The following is a 21,687-nucleotide window of genomic DNA, read 5'->3' as shown; positions in this document are numbered from 1 at the left end:
CTTCGATATGCCGGCTACGGAAGCCGGTCAACTTTCGAACCCAAAGTCAAAGTTACGCGCCTTCTTCTAATCGCTGGTACCGATCCTCGAAGCGAGAGAGACAGGACGGGCAGCAGAAGTGGTACACCTCGCCGTCGATCCGCGACGTCTCCCCCTCGCTGTCGACCGTGTTCCCGCACTCCGCACAGGAGAGCGCGAACTCGACGCCGTCGATCGACGGGGTCCACTCGACGCGGTCGACCAGCGTCACCGCGTAGTCGGACACCGTCACGTCGTCCAGCAGCGTCTCGAGCCACGTCCGGACGTTCTGCGCCTCGATACGCGCGTAGAACCAGAGGTCGCCCTCCGCCGTCACGAACACGTGTTCGACGCCGTCGGCGTCACCGACGCGTTCCCGGGCCGGCTCGAGCGAGTCGACCGGTAGTTCCACCTGGATCAGGACGGGAACGCCGGCACGGAGCTGCGACCGGTTGACGTCGATCGTGAAGTTGTTGATGATACCGGCCTCTTGGAGCCGTTCGACGCGGTCCGAGACCGCCGGCCCCGACAATCCGACCTGCTCGCCGATCTCGCTGAACGGTCGGCGGGCGTTCTCGGCCAACAGCGACAGAATCTCCATATCCGTTTCGTCCAGCTCGCGCATAGGACTGGTACTCGCTCCGGATACTATACTGTTTCCCGCATTCCACTTTGGATCGTTCGGGTTCGGTCGGCGCGGAACGTTCGAATCGAAGGGGAAACCCACAAAGATCAGGCCCCGTTAGCTTCACCCGACCATGAGTCAGACGATCACCGTCGAAGGGATGTCCTGTGAACACTGCGAACAGACCGTCGAGGAGGCCCTCGAGGACGTCGAGGGCGTCTCGGAGGCGACGGCCGATCGCGACGCCGAGACCGCGACGGTCGAGGGTACCGCCGATCCGGATGCGCTGGTCGGCGCCGTCGAGGACGCCGGCTACGACGCGTCGGCGTGAGCGATCGACGACAATAGCCAGTCACCGTCGGTACGGTCGAGGTCCCTACGACCCGACCACGACGCGGTCGCCCTACCGACTCTACTTCTGCCTAACCGCTGCCGCAGATACTTGAATACAACCGTCCGATCTAAAACCGATAGAACAGCGCCCGCGATTTATCAGTCAACGCGGAGACGTAATACGTAATGTACGATAAAATACTGCTTCCGACCGATATGAGCCCCGGAGTCGATCGCGCGATCGAGCACGCGGTCGATGCCGCCCAGCGGTACGACGCCGAGTTGCACGTGCTGTACGTCGTCGACGCCGACGCGTACAGTTCCTACCCCGGCGACGAGTACGTCCACGAATTCGAAGGCCTCGAGCACGCCCTCGAGCAGGCGGGCCGCGACGCGGTCGCGGAGATCACCGACCGCGCGGCCGAGGCCGGACTCGAGACGGTCGCCGAGATTCGCCACGGCGTACCCCACGAGGACATTCTCGAGTACAGCGACGAGACGGATATCGGACTCGTCGTCGTCGGCTCCAAGAATCGGCCCGGCGAGTACCGTCGGCTGCTCGGCAGCGTCGCCGAGCGCGTCGCTCGCATGGCCGATCGACCGGTCACGATCGTGAAGACGCCGGTCGAAGACGCGTGATCGAGTAGGATGACGGGCGCCGCTGCACGCGACCGTCGCCGTTCCGTTCACGACCGCGTTCCGGAATCGGCGACCGCGTCGTTTCGCTCGGGTGGTCGATCGCGCGAGGTCGTCGTCGAACGTTCGATCGAAACGAAAACGAAATCGGACGGTTCGAAAACGACGCCCGTATCTCGCTCACCGATTCAGTACTCAATTGGCAACGATTCGGGCGATCCAGACGATCGGGAGCACCGGAATTGCCAACCCGGTCACCAGAAGCAGAACGGCGATCACGACTTTCTCGGCGCGGCTCGACTCGTGCCATATCGATCGCCACATCTCGTCGATCGCCCGTGCCGTTCGCCGGATTAATCCAGCCATGAACAGTGATAGCGTCGAGCGGCGGAAAATCCCACGGCCTGCAACGAGTCGATCGCGATTCCGGAGCCCTAGATACCCTATTTGCCGCGACTACTCGCTGTCCGAGAGGCGAGAAACGGTCGAACTGATCCGTTCGACTTTCTCGGCTTGCTCCTCGTTGGCGCTGGCGACGTCTTCGATCTCGTCGGCAACCTGATCGGCTTGCTCGAGGAGTTCGTCGACCAGCGACGCGACCTCCTCGGTGCTGGCGGCCTGATCGTCGGTCGCGTCGGACACCTGCCGAACGCCCTCCGACGCCTCCTCGACGGCGCGGGCGATGTCCTGCAGGGTTTCCATCGCGTCGTTGACCTGCGTGATTCCGCGATCGATCTCCCGAGTCGTCTCCTCGAGGCTCGCGACCGTCTCGGCGGTGTCAGTTTTGATCTCGTCGACCAGCCCCTCGATCTCGCGGGCGTGTTCTTGGGACTCCTCGGCCAGCGATTTGACCTCGTTGGCGACGACGGCGAACCCGTCGCCGTCCTCGCCGGCGTGTGCCGCTTCGATCGAGGCGTTCAGTGCCAGCAGGTTCGTCTGGTCGGCGATATCGTTGATGACGTCGACGATCTCGTCGATCTCGTCGATGCGCTCCTCGAGTTGCGAGACGTCGGCGGCGACCTCGGCGGTCGACGTATCGATCGACTGCATCAACTCGATCGCTTCCGTCGCCGCCTCCCGCCCCTCCTGGGCCTGGCTTTCGGCCTCGGCGCTGGTCGCGGCGACCTCCTCGGCCGTCGAGGCGATCTCCTCGACCGTCGCCGACATGTCCGCGACTTCGCTGGTTACGGTCTCCATCGAGTCGGCTTGATCGCGCGCTTTCTCGCTGATCCGTTCGGAACTCGCTGCGACGTCGGTGGCCGAGGCCTCCAGATCGGCGAGCGGCCGCTGGACCTCCCGACTGACCTGCTCCATCAGCGCCTCCTGTTCGTCGATGATATCGTCGAGCCGCTGGCTGTACGAGTGGATGTAGGTGTCCATCGCCACCTGCTGGTCGAGGTTGGTCACCTTCAGCAGCGACAGCGTTCGCGCCGCCAGTTCGTCCAGCGCTTGGGCCGGCGACCGCGTCTCGCCGTCGCCGTCAGTCGCCGCCGTCTCGTCGACGGTCTCGGGCAGGTCGGCTTTCAGATCCTCGACGATCGCCTCGAGGAGGTGCTCGTAGAAGACGGAGTAGGCCCCGAGGTAGATCTTCGGTCCCAGGTCCAGCAGATCGTGTATCTTCCCGATCCGCGCACGACGCCGGAAGTACGACTCGTCGTACTGTCCGGCAAAGAGCTGCGTGAGATACTGTCGCTGCGTCTGTTTGAGTTGCTCGACCGTCTTCGTGGAGCGATCGAAGATCTCGAGCGTCTCCTCGTACGACTGGAGATTGTCGTAAAAGTCGTCGACCGTCTCGTCAACGATCGGACCGGCGACATCGTCCAGGGCCTGCAGCCGCCGCCGGTCGGCATCGTCGAAGCCGGTAAATTCCTTGCGCCACTCGATCTCCCGTCCGTCGATACCGATCTCGCCGGCCAGCTGCGCCCCGTCGACGTCCCGTCTAACGGCCGGCGTTATCCGTTCGTCCCCTGCGTTCATTCACTCATAATTGCAAACACGATCCAGGTATAATTACCGGCCAAATAAGGGGACAGCTTCGCCTTCGGAAACCGCTGCCCCTCAGTCGAAGAACCGGTCGGGCTGTAGCCGGGAGAGTCGCATCGCGTTCCCGGTCACGCCGAGGCTCATCCCCATGTCGCCGACGACGACGGCCATCGCGACGCTGACGAGTCCCAACGGCACGCCGATCGCGAGCAGGAGTTTCACGCCGAGACTCGCCCAGATGTTCTGGCGGATGACGCCGTTTGCCGTGTTCGAGAGCGCGTACAGGTACGGAAGCTTGCCGATATCGTCGCCCATCAGCGCGATGTCGGCTGTCTCGAGAGCTGCGTCCGTCCCTGCAGCGCCCATCGCGATCCCGACCTCAGCGGTCGCAAGCGCCGGCGCGTCGTTGATGCCGTCGCCGACCATCGCCACGGTTCCATACTCGCGCTGCAAGGCCTCGATCGCGTCGACTTTCTCGTCGGGCAGGAGTTCGGCGCGGTACTCGTCGACGCCGACCTCGTCGGCGATCGCGCGGGCGGTCCCCTCGTTGTCGCCGGTGAGCATCACGACGCGGTCGACGCCCAACTCGTGGAGGCGTTCGACGGCTCGCTTCGAAGCGGGCCGAACCTCGTCGGCGATCGCAATCGCACCGAGCAGCCTCGACGCCGTGCCGACGAGGACGACCGTCTTTCCCTCCCGCTCGAGTTCGGCGAGCGTCTCTTCGCTGAAGGCGGAGTCATCCGCCACCGTAGTCGAGCCCGCAGCGACGCCGCCGTCGGTCTCTGTCGGACGACGCGCTCGAGAGAGATCGAAGCCGAGGTCTTCGAAGAGTGCCGGCTTGCCGGCGTAGTAGGTTTCGCCGTCGATCTCGCCGCGAATTCCCTTGCCGGTGAGGCTCTCGAACGACGACGGCTCGGGCAAGTCGTCCAGCCCCGCCTCGTCGGCGCGGGTCAGCACTGCGTCGGCGATCGGGTGTTCGCTGCGTCGCTCCAAGCCGGCACCGTACCGGAGGAGATCGGTCTCGCTCGTTTCGTCGAGCGGGACGACGTCGGTAACCGCGAGCTCGCCCTTCGTGAGCGTGCCCGTCTTGTCGAGGGCCACGGCGTCGACCTCGCCCATCGCCTCGAGGTAGTTGCCGCCCTTGATAAGGACGCCGTTCTTCGCGGCGCTCGTAATCCCCGAGACCACCGAGACCGGCGTCGAGATGACGAACGCGCAAGGACAGGCGATCACCAGCAGCGTGAGCCCGCGCACGAACCACGTTCCCCAGTCGGCGGCGAAGACGAACTCGTAGCCGAGGACGCTCGTCGCGACGGAATCACCGATGAGAAGCGGCGGGACGGCCGCGGTCAGGATCGCCAGCGCCACTACCAGCGGCGTGTAGTAGCCCGCGAACCGGTCGACGAACTGCTCGGTGTCCGTCTGCTTGGCCTGTGCGCCCTGCACCAACTCGATGATCCGCGAGAGCGTCGAGTCGCCCGCCGTCGAGGTCACCTCGACCTCGAGGTACCCCTCCTCGTTGATCGCGCCGGCGTACACTTCGTCGCCGGGCGTCTTGTCGACGGGGACGCTCTCGCCGGTGATCGGCGACTCGTCGACCGCGCTCTCGCCGTCCTGGACGGTCCCGTCGAGCGGTATCTTCTCACCCGGGCGGACGATGACGGTTTCGCCGACGCTGACGTCCTCCGCGGGGACGGTCACTTCCTCGCCGTCGCGGTAGACCGTCGCCTCGTCGGGCGAGAGCTCCATCAGCTCGCGCAGGGAGTCGCGGGCCCTGTCCATCGCGTAGTCCTCGAGCAGTTCGGCGATGCTGAACAGGACGGCCAGCGTCGCCGCCTCGACGAAGTAGCCGATCCCGGTGGCGGCGACGATCGCCGTCCCCATCAGGAGGTCGATGTCGAGGCTGCGGTTGCGCGCCGAGTAGTAGCCGCTCCGGACGACCGGCACGCCGCTGGCTGCGACGGCTCCGAGAAACAGGACATCGGCGATCGAAAGCGGCGTCCCGAGGACGCTCGCGACGGCGACGTTCTGCGCCTCGAGGACGAACTCGAAGAGTAGCCCGAAGACGACGAACGCCGCGCCGAGCCACGTCTTCTTCGCTCGCGGAGTCGTCCAGACTTCCGTAGGCGGTGCGACGTCGACGCCGTCGGACGACTGGCCGGTCTCGGTGTCGGCGTCACCGCCGGTTCCGCCAGTCACCTCGTATCCCGCTCCTTCGATCGCTGCCACTACATCGCTCTCGGCAGTTTGCTCGGGATCGTACGTGACGGTTGCCGTCCCGGTCGTCGGATTGAGATCGGCGTCGACAACGCCCTCGACGCGTTGCAGGCTCTTGTCCACCTTCCCCGCGCAGGAGGGACAGTCCATCTCGGGGACCGCGAGCCGGGCGGTCAACGTCTGCTGCCCACCCCCACTCGTCTGCCGCGCTGCGGTTCCGTCTGTCATTACGTCGAGCTAGGGGCGTCATCTCGATAAGCCTTCGTTGGAATGTTCCAACTCGAGGAAGCTGGCATCAGCAATGGAAAATAGGGAGATAGGGAAGATGCGAGCAATTCAAATAGTCATTGCACACGATCGAGGAGATTTCACGTATCGACGTCGTCAAGAACAGTTTTATCGGCGCTGAGAATACGAAGATCGCCGTTTCCGCACGTGCAGCTATTAGCTAGTTCGCTGCCGATTGGTTGTATTTCTCCGTCGGAACCAAGACGAACTGCGTGAGCAGTCCCACAACTCTCACACACTGCTGCTGCCCGCCGTTTCTCGTCCTCGTTGCCCATTCAACCGGATGTGTGTGATGATCTGAGTTAAAGCTCTCTTATTGCGGTTGAGAGATAGTCGACCGACGATCAGTTCACGGCGTAGTTAGGCGTTGATTGCGGTGAAATCCTGCTACAGCGACAGACGATACTCGTCCCGATCAAAAACGGCGGATCCAGCAGTACCGGGTTCCCAGTACAGTCTCGATCGCTAGTAGCCGAAACGGTCGCGGACGAGGACGACCGTCGTGCGTCCCTCCTCGAGTTCCTGTCGGAAGATGAGTTGCTTTGCGATCGCGGACTCGACGCCGTAGGCTTCCTTGGCGCGCTCGTTTTCGAGCGGGTAGGCGACCGACTCGAGTCGGTCGAGCGCGTCGTCGAGCGTCGGGACGATCTTGTTTACGCCGCTGACGATGACGACGTTGCTGGCGGCGAAGGGATACGCACCGATGCGGCTGCCCGAGCGGTCGGCGGCAACGAGTTCGCCCGTCTGAGCGATCGCGTTGATCCCGCCGAGGAAGTAGTCGGCCGTCTGCGAGTCGCGACGAGCGGCCTGTCGCTCCGCGTCGTCGTCGATGCTCCAGATTTCGTCGGGGAGGCTCTCCCACTCGTGGTCGCCCTCGCCGAGGTACTCGACGAAGCCGATCTCCTCGAGGGTCGTCGAGTGGCCGTTCATCACGGACGCCCCGGCGGGAACGAGCGACTGGATCTCTGCGAGCGCCTCGTCGGCCGAGTCGACGACGATGACGTCGAACCCGTTGGCTTCGAGGTTCTCGACGGTCTTCTCGAGGTCGTCGTCGGTCGGCAGTTCGTCTAGCGATTCGTCGATGGTAGCCTCGTCCGCGTAGTCAGATTTCTGTTGTGACATATTCGATGGCGGTTGTGTCGACAAGAACTGATAGTCACAGACGGCCCATAAGTGCTCGCGGACACCGGTGTCGGCTACTAACATCGGTGTTATCACCCGTTACCGGGCCATCATAGGAAGCTGTTAGACATGGGACACAATAGGATATTCCGGACACCTCAGAGCAACTGCGACGGATCGCTCGCACCCGGTCCGTCCGCGACGTATCGCTTCGCCAGTTGCTCTTCGGCGCGTCGCAGCCGGTAGGTGAGCGTCGACCGGGGCACCTCGAGATGCTCGGCGAGGTCGCCGACGTCGACCGCCCGCGGCGACTCGTAGTAGCCGTGCTCGACGGCCGCCCGGAGTGCGGCGTCCTGTTCGGGCGGCAGTCCGCCGGCGCCGTCGGCCGGTTCGCTCCCAGTCGGTTTCGCCTCGGCGGTCCGAAGCATCTCCATTTGCGCGCAGTCGCCGACGGCCGCCTCGAGCTCGTCGAAGAAGGCCCCAACGTCGCCCTCGCCGGAGTGGATGAGCCGCCACGTGTAGTGGCGTCCCTCGTGGCGCGTCTCGAACAGGACGCCGGTGCCGAGGTGCTCGAGCGCGATGTGGGGGACGGACGCGCAGTCGAGCGTGCGTTCCCAGTAGGAGTAGAGCACGAGCGTGTCGGCGGCGTGCTCTAAGACCTGCGTCGTCTGGACGGCGCCGCAGTCGCCGGTCGCGAGACAGTCGGCGTAGTAGTCGGCGGTAATGAATGCATCCTCGATGGCCGCGAGCGCGTCCGGGTCGCCGGTCGCGTGGTCGACGCGCCAGAGCCTCTCCGGGGTCGCGTGCAGGGAGAGCGACCGGATCCGCGCCTCGGGGTGGTCGGCGAGCGTATCCGCCACCCTGTTGCAGCCGGGTTCGTACTCGAGGGCGAAGACGAGTTCGCGCATACTCGAGGTAGGCGCCGACGACGTAAAACGGTAGGGAGCAACCCCGGTAGTTGCCCTCGCGGTCGGACACGCGAGCCGTGGCCGATACCGCTCAGATCACGTCGTCGGGATCGTGGATTTCGGCCATGCGCTGGGCTTCAGCGGCGTACTGCTCTCGCTGGTCGGAATCGTCGACGGTGCCGAGATTGGTCGGCGGAACGTCGACGGCGGCGGTCGTGTCGCGGACGTCGGTAAACGAGGTTAGCGCCCGTTCCTTGCGGAAGTACCGCTCCCCGTCGGGCGTGGCGTAGGTGAGGATGATCATGTTCTGCTCGTCGTCGGAGTAAGTCCGCTCGACGAGCCACACGCGAACGTCGTCAGTATCATCGGCCGTCTCGGTTCCCATAGTCGTCTAGTGTTCAGAATCGGTAGTGAAAGTGGCGCCAACTGCTGTCACAGTGTGATACTCACAGCACTCGGTTCGTCTTCCGCGTAGTGACTCGAGCGAGCGTCCAGGTCCGCCGGCGGACGGCGAAGCTGCAGCACTCTCGAGGTAGCAGTGGGCGTGCGTTTCCGGGATCGGAACGGCTTAGTTCGGTTCGTCAAACTGCCACGTATGCAGGCAGAACGGATCGATCCGCAGGCGAAGGCCGCGCTCGAGCGCCAAGAACGGATCCCGATGCCGCACAACCGCTACGGGTTGAAGCTCCTCCGATTCCTCAGTCGTGCAACCTCGCGACTTCGGAACCGAAACGGACCGAGCGTCGGACGGACGCTCGACCGACCGATTCCGGGTCCCGACGGCGAACTCGATACTCGGCTCTATCTCCCAGCTGCGAGCGGGCCGTACCCGACGATCGTCTTCTTCCACGGCGGCGGCTTCGTCCTGGGGAGCATCGACACGCACGACTGGCTCTGCCGACACCTCACTCGAGAGAGCGGCTGTGCCGTCCTCTCGGTCGACTACCGGCTCGCACCCGAGCATCCCTTCCCGGCAGCAGTCGAAGACGCCTACGGCGCCCTCGAGTGGACGGCTGCGAATCCCGATGCCGTCGGCGGGAACGGACGGATTGCGGTCGCGGGCGACTCCGCCGGCGGAACGCTCGCCGCCGTTTGCGCGCTCATGGCCGCCGAACGCGACGGTCCCGAGATCGACTATCAGGCGCTGCTCTATCCGGCAGTCGGCGTCGACCGGGACCAAGCGTCCGTGCAGGAGCACGCCGGACTCGTGCTCGACGAAGCGGACATGGAGTGGTTCAACGAGTGCTACTATCAGAACGAGATCCACCGGCGCAACCCCTACGCGGATCCGGCGAACGCCGACGACGTCTCCGGCGTCGCGCCCGCGACGATCGTCACGGCCGGCTTCGATCCGCTACGGGACGGCGGCAAAGCCTACGCCGAACAGCTCGTTCGGGACGGCGTCCCGACGCGCTACGAGAACTACGAAGACATGATCCACGGCTTCATGACGCTTCGCGACGTCGACCGGGCTCGCGAGGCGATCGCAGCCGTCGGCGACGATCTTTCCGACGCGCTCGAGGGTACCTGACAGCGTCGTAGAAATAGGAGCCGTCCGATGGCGTCCCGGCGCTGATTTTACGGGCGCTCGAGCAGCCGTTCCTGCGTTTGAATCGGACCGAGCGAGCCGCCGGATTGGGCGATGTTGAACGCCATCATAAGGTCAGTTCGGGAGATGAGGCCGGCGAGTTCGCCGTCGGCGTTCATCACAGGCATGCGACCGACGCCCTCTCCCTGCATCGTCTCGAGCGCGTCCATGACCGGTTGGTCGGGACGGATCGTCGGCACGTCGCCGGCCTCGGTCATCACGTCCCCGACGCGGTAGGCGTCCCGTTCGACCTCGCGAACGGACTGGGTGTCCTCGAGGGTCACCATGCCGGCGAACCGGCCGTTTCGCAACACCGGGTAGCCGACGTGGCGCTCCCGGAGCATCCGGTCCAGGAGGTCGGCGACCGTCGTCTCCTCGGTGACGGTCTCGAGATCGGCGACAGGGGTCATGATGTCGCGCACGGTGACGCCCTCGAAGGCGGCCTTCATCGCCGTCTGCTGAGCCTCGCCGGAGGCGCCCATGTAGATGAAGAAGGCGAGCGCGATCATGATGAGATCGAAGGCCACCAGACCGAGGAGTCCGAGCAGCACGGCGAAGGCCTTCCCGACGGCCGCGGCGATTTCCGTCGCGCGGACGTGGGTCCGGTTCCGGGCGAGCAACGCGCGCAGAACCCGGCCGCCGTCCATCGGGAATCCAGGAAGCATGTTGAAGCCGGCGAGCGCGACGTTCATGAGGGCGAGATAGCCGAGGACGAAACGGGCCGCCGGCAGATCGACCGGAAGCGCGACGAAGGCGACGTACGAAACCACGCCGACGGCGACGCTGACGATCGGACCGGCGACGGCGACGGCGAACTCCTGGCGCCAGTCTTCGGGCATCTCGGTAAACTGCGCGACGCCGCCGAGCAGCCACAGCTTGATCGACTCGATCGTCAAGCCGTAGTGTAACGCCACGACCGAGTGGCCGAGTTCGTGCAACAGGACGCCGACGAACAGGCCGACGGCCGACGCGAGCCCGAGCAGCCACGGCGTCGACCCCTCCGTGAGCGCGCCGCTCGAGGGGGTCGCCTCCGGAAGGATCCCGAGGATGTCGATCCAGAACTCCACTTGCGAGCCGATAACCCAGGCGAACAGCGGCAAAACGAGCAGGAACGTCAGGTCGAGTTCGATCGGAATCCCGAAGATCCGACCGATTCGGAAACTTGCCATGGCGTTCGGTAAGGAGTCGTGGCTGTTAAACGGTCTGTCTTGTCTGTCCAAATTTCGGTGATCGAACTCTGTTGAAATCCTCGACAAGTGATAAGAATAGCGTGTCACAGCCGCCGCTTGTTGTTCTCGTCGTATGCTCGGAGGTTCTGCGCCGCGAGTTCGACCGTTCGTTCGATGCGTTTTTGCTTGGTCTCGTCCGTCTTAGCCTCCTCGACGGCCGCGATGAAAGCGTGCTGGTCAGTGTTCGAGAAGTTCTGGAAGTTCTCCCAAGCGGTCTCGTTCTCACGCAGCGCCGCCTCGAGTTCGGCCGGGGTTTCGTGGTCGTCGGCGAGCCGATAGGCGTCCGCCCACTCGCCCGACTCCTTCGCCGCTTCGACGAGTTCCATTCCGGCCGGGGTCATCTTCCCCGCCTCGATCATCGCTTCGACCCGCTCCTTGTTCGCCTTCGACCACTTGCTGTCGGGGCTCCTGGGCGTGAACCGACGGGTGTACGTCTCGTCGTCGATGCCCTTGATCAGGCCGTCGATCCACCCGAAACAGAGCGCTTCCTCGACCGACTCGCCGTAGCCGATACCGGATCGCTCGGCGTCGGCCTTGTAGTAGCCGACCCACAGCTCCTCGGCCGTGTCGTGGTTCTCTTCCAGCCAGGTGCGGAACTCGTTGCGAGATTCGAAGAATATCGGGTTCATAGTTCAAGAAAGACATCGCGCGTCTATAATCCTACTCCGAACGTGGGCGCCAGCGGGGAGTCGCAGAGGATTGGAGATGGGATCATGGCTTCGGTAACGTCTTCTCTACTGTCCGCTCCGAACGCGTCTTGGAATAGCGACCTCTCGCGCTGAATTCGCGCTCTGTATTCGGCAAGGCCGCCGAGACCGATCACCGAATGAGGCGTTCAACAAGCCCGGTGATCGAAATCTCGAGCGACTCGAGAGCGGGCTCAGACCGCCTCGACGCGCTCGAAGAGGTACGTTCCGACGGCGACCGTGATCGTTGACGAGATAACGAGCGCGCCGAAGTCGACGACGACGGGGTACGACGAGGTACCGACCAGTACCGCGCGCAATCCGTCGACGCCGTAGGTCAGCGGGTTCGCAAGCGCGAGCAACTGCACCGGTCCCGGGAGACTCTCGAGCGGAAAGAGCGCGCCCGAGAGGAAAAACAGCGGGAAGATGATGAACTGGACGACCAGTCCGAACCCCTCGCTGTCGTTGAACTGCGAGGCCAGCGCCACGCCGAACCCGACGAACGTGACCGCGATCAGGACCATAAACACCGCGGCGAGCGGGATCGACAGCAGACTGCTGACGGGGAACCCGAGCGGAATCGACAGCAGGAGTATCAGCGTCGCCTGCACCAGTGCCGTCGTCGACCCGCCGGCGATCCGCCCGAGGACGATCGACGTGCGGCTGACGGGGGCGACCAGAATCTCCTTCAGGAAGCCGACGTCCTGATCCGAGAGGATCGACAGACCCGCGAACGACGCACCGAACAGCATCGTGAATCCGACCATGCCGGGGACGAGGAACTCGAGGTAGTCGACGCCCTCTGGCAGCCCCGGGATGGCGGCGCCGCTGAACCCGAACCCGAGGAAGACCAGAAACAACAGCGGCATCGCGATCGAGCCGACGATCCGGGAGGGCGTCCGAAGGAACCGCTTGACGTCCCGCAACCAGAGCGCGTAGATGCTGCGCGTATCGACGAGTTTCATCGGTCGTCCTCCGTCGGCGCCGGTTGCGATTGACGATCGGTCGTCCTGTCCTGCTGGCCGCCGTCAGTACGGCCGAGCGCCGGTTCAGCCGCTGCGCCCGACGCTGACGACCGCTCGCCGATCGTCGACCCCGTCAACGAGAGGAACACGGTCTCGAGGTTCGGCCGGTGAATGTCGATCGACGCGATCGACGCGCCGGCCTCGTCCGCCAGCCGCACGAGATCGGCGATGCGCTCGGCGCCGCGGTCGACGGTGACGCGAACGGTATCGTCGTCGGTCGCGTACTCCGCGACCCACGGACGGTCCTCGAGTTGACGAGTGAATTCCGTGGTGGGGCCGTCGACAGTCAGCGAGACGACGTCGCCGCCGAGCGACTCCTTGAGCGCGTCCGGCGTATCGATAGCTGCGATATCCCCGTCGTCAACGACGGCGACGCGGTCGCAGAGCTGTTCGGCCTCCTCGATGTAGTGGGTCGTCAGGACGATCGAGACGCCGGCCTCATCGTTCATTCGCTGGATGTACTCCCAGGTGTCGCGCCGCGTCCGCGCGTCGAGACCGACGGTCGGCTCGTCGAGGAAGAGCACCGACGGTTCGTGGAGCAGTCCGCGTCCGATCTCGAGGCGGCGCTTCATCCCGCCGGAGTACGAGCCGACGGGCCGGTCGCGTTCGTCCTCGAGCCCGACGAGGTCGAATATCTCGTCGATGCGCCGGCGGCGGGTGTCGCGGTCCATGCCGTACAGCCGCGCGTGAAAGGCCAGATTCTCCTCGCCGGTCAACTCCTCGTCGAGGGCGGGTTCCTGGAAGACGATGCCGAGACTGTTGCGGACGGCGGCGGTCTCCTCGATGATATCGTGCTCGTTGACCGTCGCGGTTCCAGCAGTCGGCCGGAGTAACGTGACGAGCATGTTGATGAGCGTCGACTTCCCCGCGCCGTTGGGCCCGAGCAGTCCGAACAGTTCCCCGTCTTCGACGCGGAACGAAAGCTCGTCGACGGCGACCGTCTCGCCGAACGTCTTGGTGAGGTCGTCGACCTGTATCGCTACCATAGTTACGATTTTTGTATTACATTAATTTGCCGACACTGAAGTGCGTGCCGGACGCCCGAGCCGGCGGGATCAGTCGCTCGTCGTGGAATCAGCGTTCAGGAGGTGCGTCCGGACGCACTGCTCGAACGCAGCGCCTGCATCCTCGACTACCGCACCGGAACCGGTTGCCCGCTGAAACATCGATCCGGTCGTTACGATCGTCAGCAGCGCTGCCGTTTCCTCCGGGTCGACCTTCTGGAAAACGCCCTGTTCGATACCGGTTCGGATCGTCTCCTCGAGATACGCTCTGATAGAACGGTCGGTCCGCTCGAAGTATTCCCGGAACGCGTCGTCGTGGGCCGCCTGCGCGCGGAGTTCGACGAGCGCCTTCGCGAAGTCGAGGTTCTCCTCGGGTCCGCCGAACTCGATCGAACCGTTAGCGATCTCCTCGACGTGTTCGTCGTAGCGCTCCTCGCCGTCCGCCGGAATCTCGGCTTCGAACTCCGCCAGCATAAACTCGAGAAAGTCAAGCAGGAGATCGTCCTTGCTGTCGTAGTGGTGGTACAGCAGCGATTTGCTCTTCGAGAACTCGTCTCCGATCCGCTGGATCGTCAGATCGCTGTACCCGTGTTCGCAGAGCGCGACGTAGGTCGCCTTCATGATCGCTTGCTGCGTGTCGTCCGGCTCCTCGAGGAACGGCGGCAGCTGCGTCATGGTGCTGGGCGCTCGTGTCGGTCCGGCGTTTTGGGTTTGCTGATTCGCCGATGTCGATGCCGATCCCGCTGTGATACCCTGCAACCCGTCATAACGGCTACCGGATACGAACGCCGGCTATAAAAGCTGATTGAATGTTCGGTCTACATTCGAACTAGCTGGAGAGACAGTGGTTGCAGATCATCCGTTCGAGACGACGTGTAGCGACCGAATCCGTAACTGGCTGTCACCTGTCGGAGAAACACCAACCAGTAATCCGAGAAGAAGATTTATTCACACTGAACAGTTAGTCAGCATATGCCTCGCTCGGTATCACAGAAGCGACCGTGGCTTGCAGCGCTGCTCGCCGCACTCGTCACCGGATTCGGGCATTTGTACCTTCGACGATTGCGACGTGCGGCCGGATGGCTCGTCCTTTCGGTCGCCGTGACCGCGCTCTTTGTCGATCCGGCAGCGATCGACGAAATTCTGGCCGGAACCGCGAACCGCGACGTGTTGCTCGCAGTCGCACCGTCGTTGTTCGTCACCGGACTCAGCGTTATCGACGCCTACCTCCTCGCTCGCGCCCACGTCGTTCGATCGCAGTCACCCGTTGAGGGCACCGCCGATACCGAAGAAGCGATCTCCTGTCCGCACTGCGGAAAGGACCTTGATCCCGAACTCGACTTCTGTCACTGGTGTACGACGCCGCTCGAGGACCACGAGCGCGAACGGTCGGACGAGATGCAAGAGTCGTAGCGTCGCTCTACCCGTCCTTACTGGCCGCCGGCCACCAACGCGTTCGGCACGTACTCTACGGCAGTCCGTCTCGCCGTCGTCAGCGCGGCTTCGTCGTCGGAGACGACCGCTCGAGTCAAAAACGAAAGCGGAACGCGAGTTGCGATGGCGCTGCGCAATCGCGTGGGACAGACCACGGGCAAGTGGGCTGGTGTGGGTGGGAAGGTGGGGTGGTGCGTGAATCGGCTGAGAGTGCGGTCACTGTTCCTGACCGCACCCGTCATTTGGCGGGGGTAGATAATAAAGTGGAAAACACGCTCCTACATTCTGGGAATGGTCGAAACCGGCCCGGTACAGTCGCTTTAGACGGAATGCGTATCCGCTTAGATTGGCTCGGTTCTGTCCAGAGCGCGGTGACGGAGATCAGAACTACCACCGACCTGCGTCGGGCTCATCTCGATCGACCCCCGCGAAGCGACAGTCGGGACGATTCGCAACGATGAGACTGTCGGACGGCCGGCATTCGAAACCGGTACTGGTCGGCCGTCCAACGCGCCGCCTCGAGTCGTCGTCCCGGGGAACCGGCCGATCCTACTCCGTCACGTGGGATGTACCGATCAAATAACTTGCTCGGCACAGATACGGACCGCCGCTTCGGCAGGTAATCGTCAGTCGGCAACGACCGATGGTCCGATGAAGTACCCCGCGTTTCAATACGCATCGAGTAGCTGAGAGATCGACGGTCAGGTCGTCGTATTGGGTACCGGACCCGATAACAACGCGTCGAACGCCTTCTGTTGGGCCTTCCGAAGGTGGTTATGGAACGTCGGCGGAGCGATCCCTAACGAGTCGGCGATCTGCTCGCCGGTCGTTTCGCGGGACCAGCCGAAGTAGCCTGCGTAGTAGGCGGCTTCCAGTGCCGAGCGCTGGCGATCCGTGAGGTCCACTGCGAGGCGGCGCTGGATCTGCCGCGATCGATCGGTAGGCTGGTCGATTTGCCGACGACGGAGCAGTTCGGCCTGGGGATACGCCGCTTCAACGGCGTCGGTGATCTGCCGCACGTCGACGCTCGGCGCGAGGTGGATCGTCATCCGGTAGTCCCCGTCCTCGATGATCGCGTCGTCGATATAGCCGCCTCGAGATGCGACGATCGACAGTACGGGCGGATCAACCATTCGAACCTCGAAAGCAGTCGGCTCCTCGTCGGAAACGATCGAAACCGACCCGCAGACGATTACCGTCCGCTACCGCGGAACGCCGCCGTAGGGTCCGTCGAGAAGCGACCCGAACGGCGGTCGGGCAACGGTGAACGACTCGAGCCGCGTCGTCTCGCCCGGGAAATCGGCAGTAAATCGTGGCTTCCGTCCTGACGGCGGTCGTTAGTACCCGGTACCGAGGTACGTGTGCACCGCGTTCGCCTCCTCGAGTTCGTCGACGAAGGCGATCGCGAAGTCCTCCATCGTGATGTAGCTGTCTCCCTCGTCGTCGGCGACGAGTTCGCCCTCGGCGGTGCGGTACTCACCGGTTCGGTCGCCGGGCTCGATCAGCGCCGCGGGCGCAACGTACGTCCACTCGAGGTCGTCGGCCTCGCTGAGAATTTCGTACGCGTCGATCGCCGCGCTGGCGACCGGTTTCCACTCCTCGGGGAAGTCTTCGGTCTCGATGAGTCGCGTGTCAGGGGCGACTTCGAGCCCGCCTGCGCCGCCCGTCCAGACGAGTCGATCGACCGACGCCCGACGGAGTCCCTCGATCGTCGCTTCCATCATTGCCGTAAGAATCTCGGGGGATTCGTCGTCGGACGGCCCGAGCGCGGACGCGACCGCGTCGTGTCCGGTCGCGAGTTTCGCGATATCGTCGACCTCAGTTGCGTCGCCCGAGACGGCGACGAAATCTGGATCATCGATATCCTCGACGGTGCCGCTTCGAGAGACGCCGGTAACGGCGTGCCCTCGCTCGAGCAGTTCGGTTGCGACTCGAGTCCCGATTCGGCCGCTCGCACCGAGCAGTAAGACGTCCATAGTACTCGCTTGCTCGTTGTATCGGTTTCCTAATAGCAGTTGGCCAACCCCACGCGCTTGCTGAATCACTGACCGTTGAACGGCTCGAACAGATGATACTCTCTGGCTAATTGGACGGGAGCTCCGTTGCCAGTTTTCGGAAACAACCTCAGGTATCCTGTCGAAAAAGGTGATAGAAGCTTCAGAAGATACTTAGATAAGTGTAATTTTTATCACAATGTGTACGGTGATACAGATCCGACCGGTGCTACCGCTACCGTTCAGTGGATTCTGATAGCCGCAATTACGCTGCCAATCGGCGTGACTGTCGCGCTGTCACTTCTCGGACTATCGGGTTGGATGCTCGGAGCCGCATTCATCGCGACGTCCGTTGTGTCACTGATTCTTTCGTGGCCACGGCTTCGAAGGGCACAACCGCGCCACAATCGGAATCAAACGTAGTGCCGCGTCGTTACTTTACTATTCGACCTTGCTCCCAGATGTCGCCGTTGATGATGTCTGCAACCCGCTGGCGGTCGAACAGCTGTTCTCCCTCCGGAATCTCCGGATATGGACCACCCTCGTACGTCGGCCACTCACCGAACAGATTCATCAAGAGTTACCAGGTCTCGCTCGCTTGAACGTCCCAAAGTCGACTATCTCACGCTCACTATCAGGAATCGAAGGCTACAGAATATCGAACTAATCGCCCAAATTCGCTCTATTTAGGTCTCTACCCCGGGAACTCGGGGATCGATATACCTATATATTCTGTATAGCGATATGAGATTTATTAGAGTCTCCTTCCGCCAGTCAATCTGATAAACTGAGGAACGCGGTCTAGAGGTCACTCGCTGTCGAATACCTCCGTATTGTCTTCGGCGAGTTCGCTCGCCTCGATGTGCGAGTACATCTGGCTCGTCGTTTTCGGATCGGCGTGTCGAAGCGTCCGCTGGGCGCGCTGGTGGCCCTTCTCCTTGTAGAGCAACTCGCCGACGCCACGACGTGCACCGTGTGGTTTCAGATACTCGCCGTCCTCGAGATCCGGTACCTCCGCCGCTGCAGAGAGCCGTCGCATAACCGACCGCGCACCCTCGGTCGTAATCGACGAGGGTTCGACGCCGGCCTCGAGCGCGACCGTCCAGTAGTCGCGCCGCTCAGTTCGCCGGTCGCGTTCCTCGCCGCCGAGCTCGGACCCGAGTTTCCGAGACAGCGTCGGGACGTGTAGCGACGGGAAGACCGGCCAGTCGTCGCTCGGTGGATCGTACGCTTCGTACCACCGTTGAAGCGGCATCGACGCTTGGTCCGGCAATTGTGCAGGCTCTCGCTCCTGATTTTTGCCCAGAATCCACATCGTCCCCGCCTCGAGATCCACATCGGTCCACCGAATTCCGGTTCGGCGCGGGTCGTTGGGATCCTTGACGATCTCGCCGCCGCGGACCCCGGAGTAGGCGATGGTCGCGACGAACGCCCGGTCGCGAAGCCGCTTGTGGAGGATCGGCGTCGGGGCGACCGGTTCCCGATACGCGCTGTCGACGCGCCTGCGGACGAACTCGAGGACGGCCTGGCGCTGTGCCGGCTGCCAGTACTGGCGCTCGTACTCGCCGCTCGAGGGGCGATCGGGCATGCTCTCTCGAGCCGGTCCCTTCTCGGCGGGGTTTTCCGCGAGGTAGTCCCACGTGACCGCCCACGTGAGAAACGCCGAGACGTAATCGTAGTAGGTCCAGGCGGTCGAGGCGGCGATCCCGCCGTCGACCGCGTCGGACTCGCCGGCCTCGACGCGGCGCGCGAGGTGGCCGGCGTAGTTCCCCATGAGCCGTTGGGACACATCCTCGAGCGTTTCGACGCCGCGATCGCGACAGAAGCCGATCCAGTCGGCGACGACTCGCTCGAGGTTCTGCCGGTAGTTCGGCGACGAACTCGCTTTGCTCTCGAGACACTCTTCGAGGGCGTCCTCGAGGGGTTTTCCCTGGGATGAGCCCCCGGAATCTGCGGATTCCATCAACTGCGACGACCGTACGGCGTCGGGGGTAGTAAAGCTACTTGTGATTACTGGACTAATGCAAAGTGGTCTTTGCTAATCAGTCTCCCCCTAATATCGCACCTCTCGAGCGCTGAAACCGACGAATAAGGATATAGGCCGTATTGGTAAACCACATATCGCTATATCAAATCTCCCTCGATTGGCTACCCTAGTTTCGGAGCGAAGTCTGCCCTTCACGCAGATATTCACAGAGTTCAACGCCAATGATGACTGCGTCGGTTAATCGGCGACCAGTTCCGGCGATAAAATACCCAGAGCGAGCGGTTAGTGATCTAGTTCAGATTGCTGGTCTCCACCGTGTATATCCCGAAACTCCTGAATGAGTTGGCCGGTTTCAGCGTACCATCGGTTGAGCATTCGTTGGAGTTCGTCCGCTATCTCGTCTGGATCGGAGACGCGATATACGTGGTGATAGCCTCCCTTGGGACAGCTTTCCTGTTCTTGTACCGCGACTCCAACTTCTTCGAGTCGTTTAACCGACCGATACGCGGTTGTTCGCTCTTTATCGATGATCTTCGCAATGTGATCTACGGTAAGCGGCTCAGAAGATTCCGCTAATAGTCTAAAGACACCTCTGTCGAGCTTATTCAGCCCGAGCATACTGTCAAGAAGGTCTTCCCACTGCCGCTCGTTCTGAAGTTGCGTTTGGATGGGGTCCGGCATTGTTATCGAGAATTGGTACTGCCTCTACATAAGGTTTGCACTATGGGTGCAATTAGCTCGAGAAGTAGACCCCGTCTGAGAATTTGAGGAGACCTGGTCGAATCCAATTACAGAGAGAAAATTTGCTATGGGCCGTAATACTACGATGGCATCCAATTTCGACTCTCGTTTCCGGGAGCGATATACTTATCCCCACTATCCTCATTGCACTATGTATGCAAACAACTGGCGACGGCGATTTGGAATACGACGTTCTCATTATCGGAGGCGGGCCCGCGGGATTGAGTGCAGCCCTCCAATTAGGACGGTCGCTCCGCAGCGTCTTGGTCTGCGATAACGGCGAACCCCGTAACGGTCCGGCAGCCGAAGCCCACGGATACCTGACTAGAGACGGTATTCCGCCGGAGGAACTTCGCCGTCTTGGTCGTGAGGAGGTGATAAAATACGGAGGCGAGTTCCGAGACACGAAAGTAACGGATGTCAGTAGAGACAACAACGGATTCACTACCTCTTTGGATTCCGGCGAGACCGTCACGAGTCGGAAAGTCGTACTGGCGACAGGTGTCAGAGACGACCTTCCGGATACTGACGGCTTCCAGGAGTTCTGGGGGACTGGCGTGTATCACTGTCCGTACTGCCACGGCTACGAAGTTCGCGGGGAATCTCTCGGCGTGATGGTCACGAACCAACATATGGTCGACTACGCGAAGCTCATCTACAATCTGAGTGATGACCTCGTCGTGTTCACTGATGGACGGGACATCTTCGACGAAGAATCGCGGTCGATGTTCGTCGAGCGAGGGATCGAAATCGAAGATGAACCGATTACCGCACTTAACGGTTCCAATGGTGATCTCGAGAGCGTCTCTCTCGCGGATGGTCGCAACGTAGCTCGCCGCGCAGTATTCTACCCGCCACCGATGGAGCAACGTAGCGAGCTCCCGGAACAGCTCGGTCTCGAAGTGAATCAGGCTGGACTCGTCGATGCAACGCGGTCTCAGCGTGGAATGGGGTTCACATCAGTCGAAGGGCTGTTCATCGCTGGCGACGCCTCGAGCGGGGGTCCTCCGTCGATACCGTCAGCAGTGGCCGACGGATACGCAGTCGGCACGACCGTAAATATGGAACTGTCCAAGGAAGACTTCGAACGAGGGTGGCAATAATGGACGAGTCCCTCGAGGAGCTCGCCGATCGCTTCTCGCAGATCGCCGATCGGTACGACGAGAAACACGGCAGCGAAGAGAAGCCGGTTTACAACGCGTGCGCCTCACTCGTTATCGAACACGCTGCCCCTCACCCCGACGACGTCGTGCTCGACCTCGGGACGGGGACGGGCGTAATTGCGCTCGCGCTGGCCGGAGATGCCGATTACGTCGTCGGTCGAGACATCAGTGATGGGATGATCGAGCAGGCGCGATCGAAGGCCGCCGACAGCGGTATCGAAAATGTGGAGTTTGGCTACGGAGAGTTCCGCGATCCACGTTACGACGGCAACGTGGATATTATCGTTTCGAATTTCGCCCTGCACCATCTTCCCGACGAGGAAAAGCGCGAGGCGATCGAAGTCATCGCCGATCTCGGTCCGCGTCGGCTCGTCCTCGGTGACGCGATGTTCTTCGGATCATCCAACCCCGAAGAACCGCTATTCGACCACGGGGTTGATGCGGCTACCGTTGGGATGCTCGTGGACGTACTCACTGATGCCGGATTCGTTATCACGACAGCCGAGCGCGTGCACGACCAAGTGGGTGTCCTCGTCGCTGAAAAGATCGGTAATGCTGTAGAACAAGATACCGTTTCCGCGGAAGTCACAATTGACGGAGACACACAGAAGTGAAGAACTGATCACCGAGAGTTGAGTGACGGGAGACGCGAGCGCCCGGTTAGATATTTGGCCATGTCGCGACCGGCGAACAGCAGGAACAGTAA

The 21,687-nt window shown here is 62.5% G+C and carries 22 protein-coding genes; 6 read left to right on the top strand and 16 right to left on the bottom strand.

From position 1 onward, the window contains the following. Positions 1–52 precede the first annotated feature (52 nt). Positions 53–643, bottom strand: a complete 591-nt coding sequence (locus tag HALXA_RS18380; protein WP_013875762.1) for an AsnC family transcriptional regulator — start codon at positions 641–643, stop codon at positions 53–55. 133 nt (positions 644–776) lie between these two features. Between HALXA_RS18380 and HALXA_RS18375 the strand changes: the two genes are divergently transcribed. Both HALXA_RS18375 and HALXA_RS18370 read left to right on the top strand, forming a co-directional pair. Beyond that, positions 777–974 carry a heavy-metal-associated domain-containing protein gene (locus HALXA_RS18375; RefSeq protein ID WP_013875761.1) on the top strand — a complete coding sequence of 66 codons (198 nt, stop codon included), beginning with the start codon at positions 777–779 and terminating at the stop codon, positions 972–974. A 188-nt stretch (positions 975–1,162) separates the two neighbouring features. After that, a complete protein-coding gene (locus tag HALXA_RS18370) occupies positions 1,163–1,615 on the top strand; it encodes a universal stress protein (protein ID WP_013875760.1) in 453 nt (150 codons plus the stop codon). 453 nt (positions 1,616–2,068) lie between these two features. Here HALXA_RS18370 and HALXA_RS18360 read toward each other — a convergent pair whose 3' ends face one another. The 5 genes from HALXA_RS18360 to HALXA_RS18340 all read right to left on the bottom strand — a co-directional run bounded on the left by HALXA_RS18360 (position 2,069) and on the right by HALXA_RS18340 (position 8,515). Continuing rightward, the gene (locus HALXA_RS18360; protein WP_013875758.1) at positions 2,069–3,589 is read right to left on the bottom strand and encodes a globin-coupled sensor protein; all 1,521 of its coding nucleotides are present in this window, start codon (positions 3,587–3,589) and stop codon (positions 2,069–2,071) included. An 81-nt stretch (positions 3,590–3,670) separates the two neighbouring features. Next, the gene (locus HALXA_RS18355; protein ID WP_013875757.1) at positions 3,671–6,040 is read right to left on the bottom strand and encodes a heavy metal translocating P-type ATPase; all 2,370 of its coding nucleotides are present in this window, start codon (positions 6,038–6,040) and stop codon (positions 3,671–3,673) included. 525 nt (positions 6,041–6,565) lie between these two features. Further along, positions 6,566–7,222 carry a lactate utilization protein gene (locus HALXA_RS18350; protein WP_049895515.1) on the bottom strand — a complete coding sequence of 219 codons (657 nt, stop codon included), beginning with the start codon at positions 7,220–7,222 and terminating at the stop codon, positions 6,566–6,568. 158 nt (positions 7,223–7,380) lie between these two features. After that, on the bottom strand, positions 7,381–8,130 hold the full coding sequence (locus HALXA_RS18345; protein ID WP_013875754.1) for a helix-turn-helix domain-containing protein: 750 nt from the start codon (positions 8,128–8,130) through the stop codon (positions 7,381–7,383). A gap of 91 nt (positions 8,131–8,221) precedes the next feature. Then, entirely contained in the window at positions 8,222–8,515 is a 294-nt protein-coding gene (locus tag HALXA_RS18340) for a hypothetical protein (protein WP_013875753.1), read from the bottom strand. A gap of 210 nt (positions 8,516–8,725) precedes the next feature. Between HALXA_RS18340 and HALXA_RS18335 the strand changes: the two genes are divergently transcribed. Further along, the gene (locus tag HALXA_RS18335; protein ID WP_013875752.1) at positions 8,726–9,661 is read left to right on the top strand and encodes an alpha/beta hydrolase; all 936 of its coding nucleotides are present in this window, start codon (positions 8,726–8,728) and stop codon (positions 9,659–9,661) included. Between the two features lie 47 nt (positions 9,662–9,708). Here the strand turns inward: HALXA_RS18335 and HALXA_RS18330 are convergent, their stop codons facing one another. The 5 genes from HALXA_RS18330 to HALXA_RS18310 form a co-directional block, all read right to left on the bottom strand. Beyond that, positions 9,709–10,887 carry a CBS domain-containing protein gene (locus HALXA_RS18330; protein ID WP_013875751.1) on the bottom strand — a complete coding sequence of 393 codons (1,179 nt, stop codon included), beginning with the start codon at positions 10,885–10,887 and terminating at the stop codon, positions 9,709–9,711. Between the two features lie 104 nt (positions 10,888–10,991). Further along, complete coding sequence (locus HALXA_RS18325) at positions 10,992–11,576, bottom strand: YdeI/OmpD-associated family protein (RefSeq protein WP_013875750.1); 585 nt, start codon at positions 11,574–11,576, stop codon at positions 10,992–10,994. A 251-nt stretch (positions 11,577–11,827) separates the two neighbouring features. After that, positions 11,828–12,598: an ABC transporter permease gene (locus HALXA_RS18320; protein ID WP_013875749.1), complete on the bottom strand. Its 771-nt coding sequence runs from the start codon at positions 12,596–12,598 to the stop codon at positions 11,828–11,830. Then, on the bottom strand, positions 12,595–13,644 hold the full coding sequence (locus HALXA_RS18315; protein ID WP_013875748.1) for a daunorubicin resistance protein DrrA family ABC transporter ATP-binding protein: 1,050 nt from the start codon (positions 13,642–13,644) through the stop codon (positions 12,595–12,597). Before HALXA_RS18315 ends, HALXA_RS18320 begins: the two co-directional genes overlap by 4 nt. A 69-nt stretch (positions 13,645–13,713) precedes the next feature. Then, positions 13,714–14,337 carry a TetR/AcrR family transcriptional regulator gene (locus HALXA_RS18310; RefSeq protein WP_013875747.1) on the bottom strand — a complete coding sequence of 208 codons (624 nt, stop codon included), beginning with the start codon at positions 14,335–14,337 and terminating at the stop codon, positions 13,714–13,716. 297 nt (positions 14,338–14,634) lie between these two features. Between HALXA_RS18310 and HALXA_RS18305 the strand changes: the two genes are divergently transcribed. Then, positions 14,635–15,075, top strand: coding sequence for a zinc ribbon domain-containing protein (locus HALXA_RS18305; RefSeq protein WP_013875746.1), 441 nt, complete (start codon positions 14,635–14,637; stop codon positions 15,073–15,075). Between the two features lie 722 nt (positions 15,076–15,797). On the opposite strand, the gene HALXA_RS18300 is transcribed toward HALXA_RS18305, so the two are convergent. From HALXA_RS18300 to HALXA_RS21175, 5 genes are all read right to left on the bottom strand, one after another. Further along, positions 15,798–16,268, bottom strand: coding sequence for a helix-turn-helix domain-containing protein (locus HALXA_RS18300; protein ID WP_280985416.1), 471 nt, complete (start codon positions 16,266–16,268; stop codon positions 15,798–15,800). Positions 16,269–16,433: 165 nt separating this feature from the next. After that, on the bottom strand, positions 16,434–17,072 hold the full coding sequence (locus HALXA_RS18295) for an NAD(P)-dependent oxidoreductase (RefSeq protein WP_013875744.1): 639 nt from the start codon (positions 17,070–17,072) through the stop codon (positions 16,434–16,436). A gap of 451 nt (positions 17,073–17,523) precedes the next feature. After that, positions 17,524–17,664 (bottom strand): hypothetical protein, encoded by a 141-nt coding sequence (locus HALXA_RS22270; RefSeq protein WP_171814693.1) that lies wholly within the window; start codon positions 17,662–17,664, stop codon positions 17,524–17,526. Positions 17,665–17,898: 234 nt separating this feature from the next. Continuing rightward, on the bottom strand, positions 17,899–19,053 hold the full coding sequence (locus HALXA_RS18290) for a site-specific integrase (protein ID WP_013875743.1): 1,155 nt from the start codon (positions 19,051–19,053) through the stop codon (positions 17,899–17,901). A 306-nt stretch (positions 19,054–19,359) separates the two neighbouring features. Further along, positions 19,360–19,758, bottom strand: a complete 399-nt coding sequence (locus HALXA_RS21175) for a helix-turn-helix domain-containing protein (protein WP_013875742.1) — start codon at positions 19,756–19,758, stop codon at positions 19,360–19,362. Between the two features lie 215 nt (positions 19,759–19,973). Here HALXA_RS21175 and HALXA_RS18280 point away from each other — a divergent pair, with 215 nt between their 5' ends. Further along, positions 19,974–20,921 carry an NAD(P)/FAD-dependent oxidoreductase gene (locus tag HALXA_RS18280; RefSeq protein WP_013875741.1) on the top strand — a complete coding sequence of 316 codons (948 nt, stop codon included), beginning with the start codon at positions 19,974–19,976 and terminating at the stop codon, positions 20,919–20,921. Beyond that, positions 20,921–21,595 carry a class I SAM-dependent methyltransferase gene (locus HALXA_RS18275; protein ID WP_013875740.1) on the top strand — a complete coding sequence of 225 codons (675 nt, stop codon included), beginning with the start codon at positions 20,921–20,923 and terminating at the stop codon, positions 21,593–21,595. The genes HALXA_RS18280 and HALXA_RS18275 overlap by 1 nt, the downstream gene beginning before the upstream one ends. The last annotated feature ends 92 nt before the right edge of the window (positions 21,596–21,687 follow it).

It is taken from the genome of Halopiger xanaduensis SH-6 (genome assembly GCF_000217715.1).
Classification (GTDB): Archaea; Halobacteriota; Halobacteria; order Halobacteriales; family Natrialbaceae; genus Halopiger; species Halopiger xanaduensis.
This window is presented reverse-complemented; position numbering and strand designations above follow the sequence as displayed.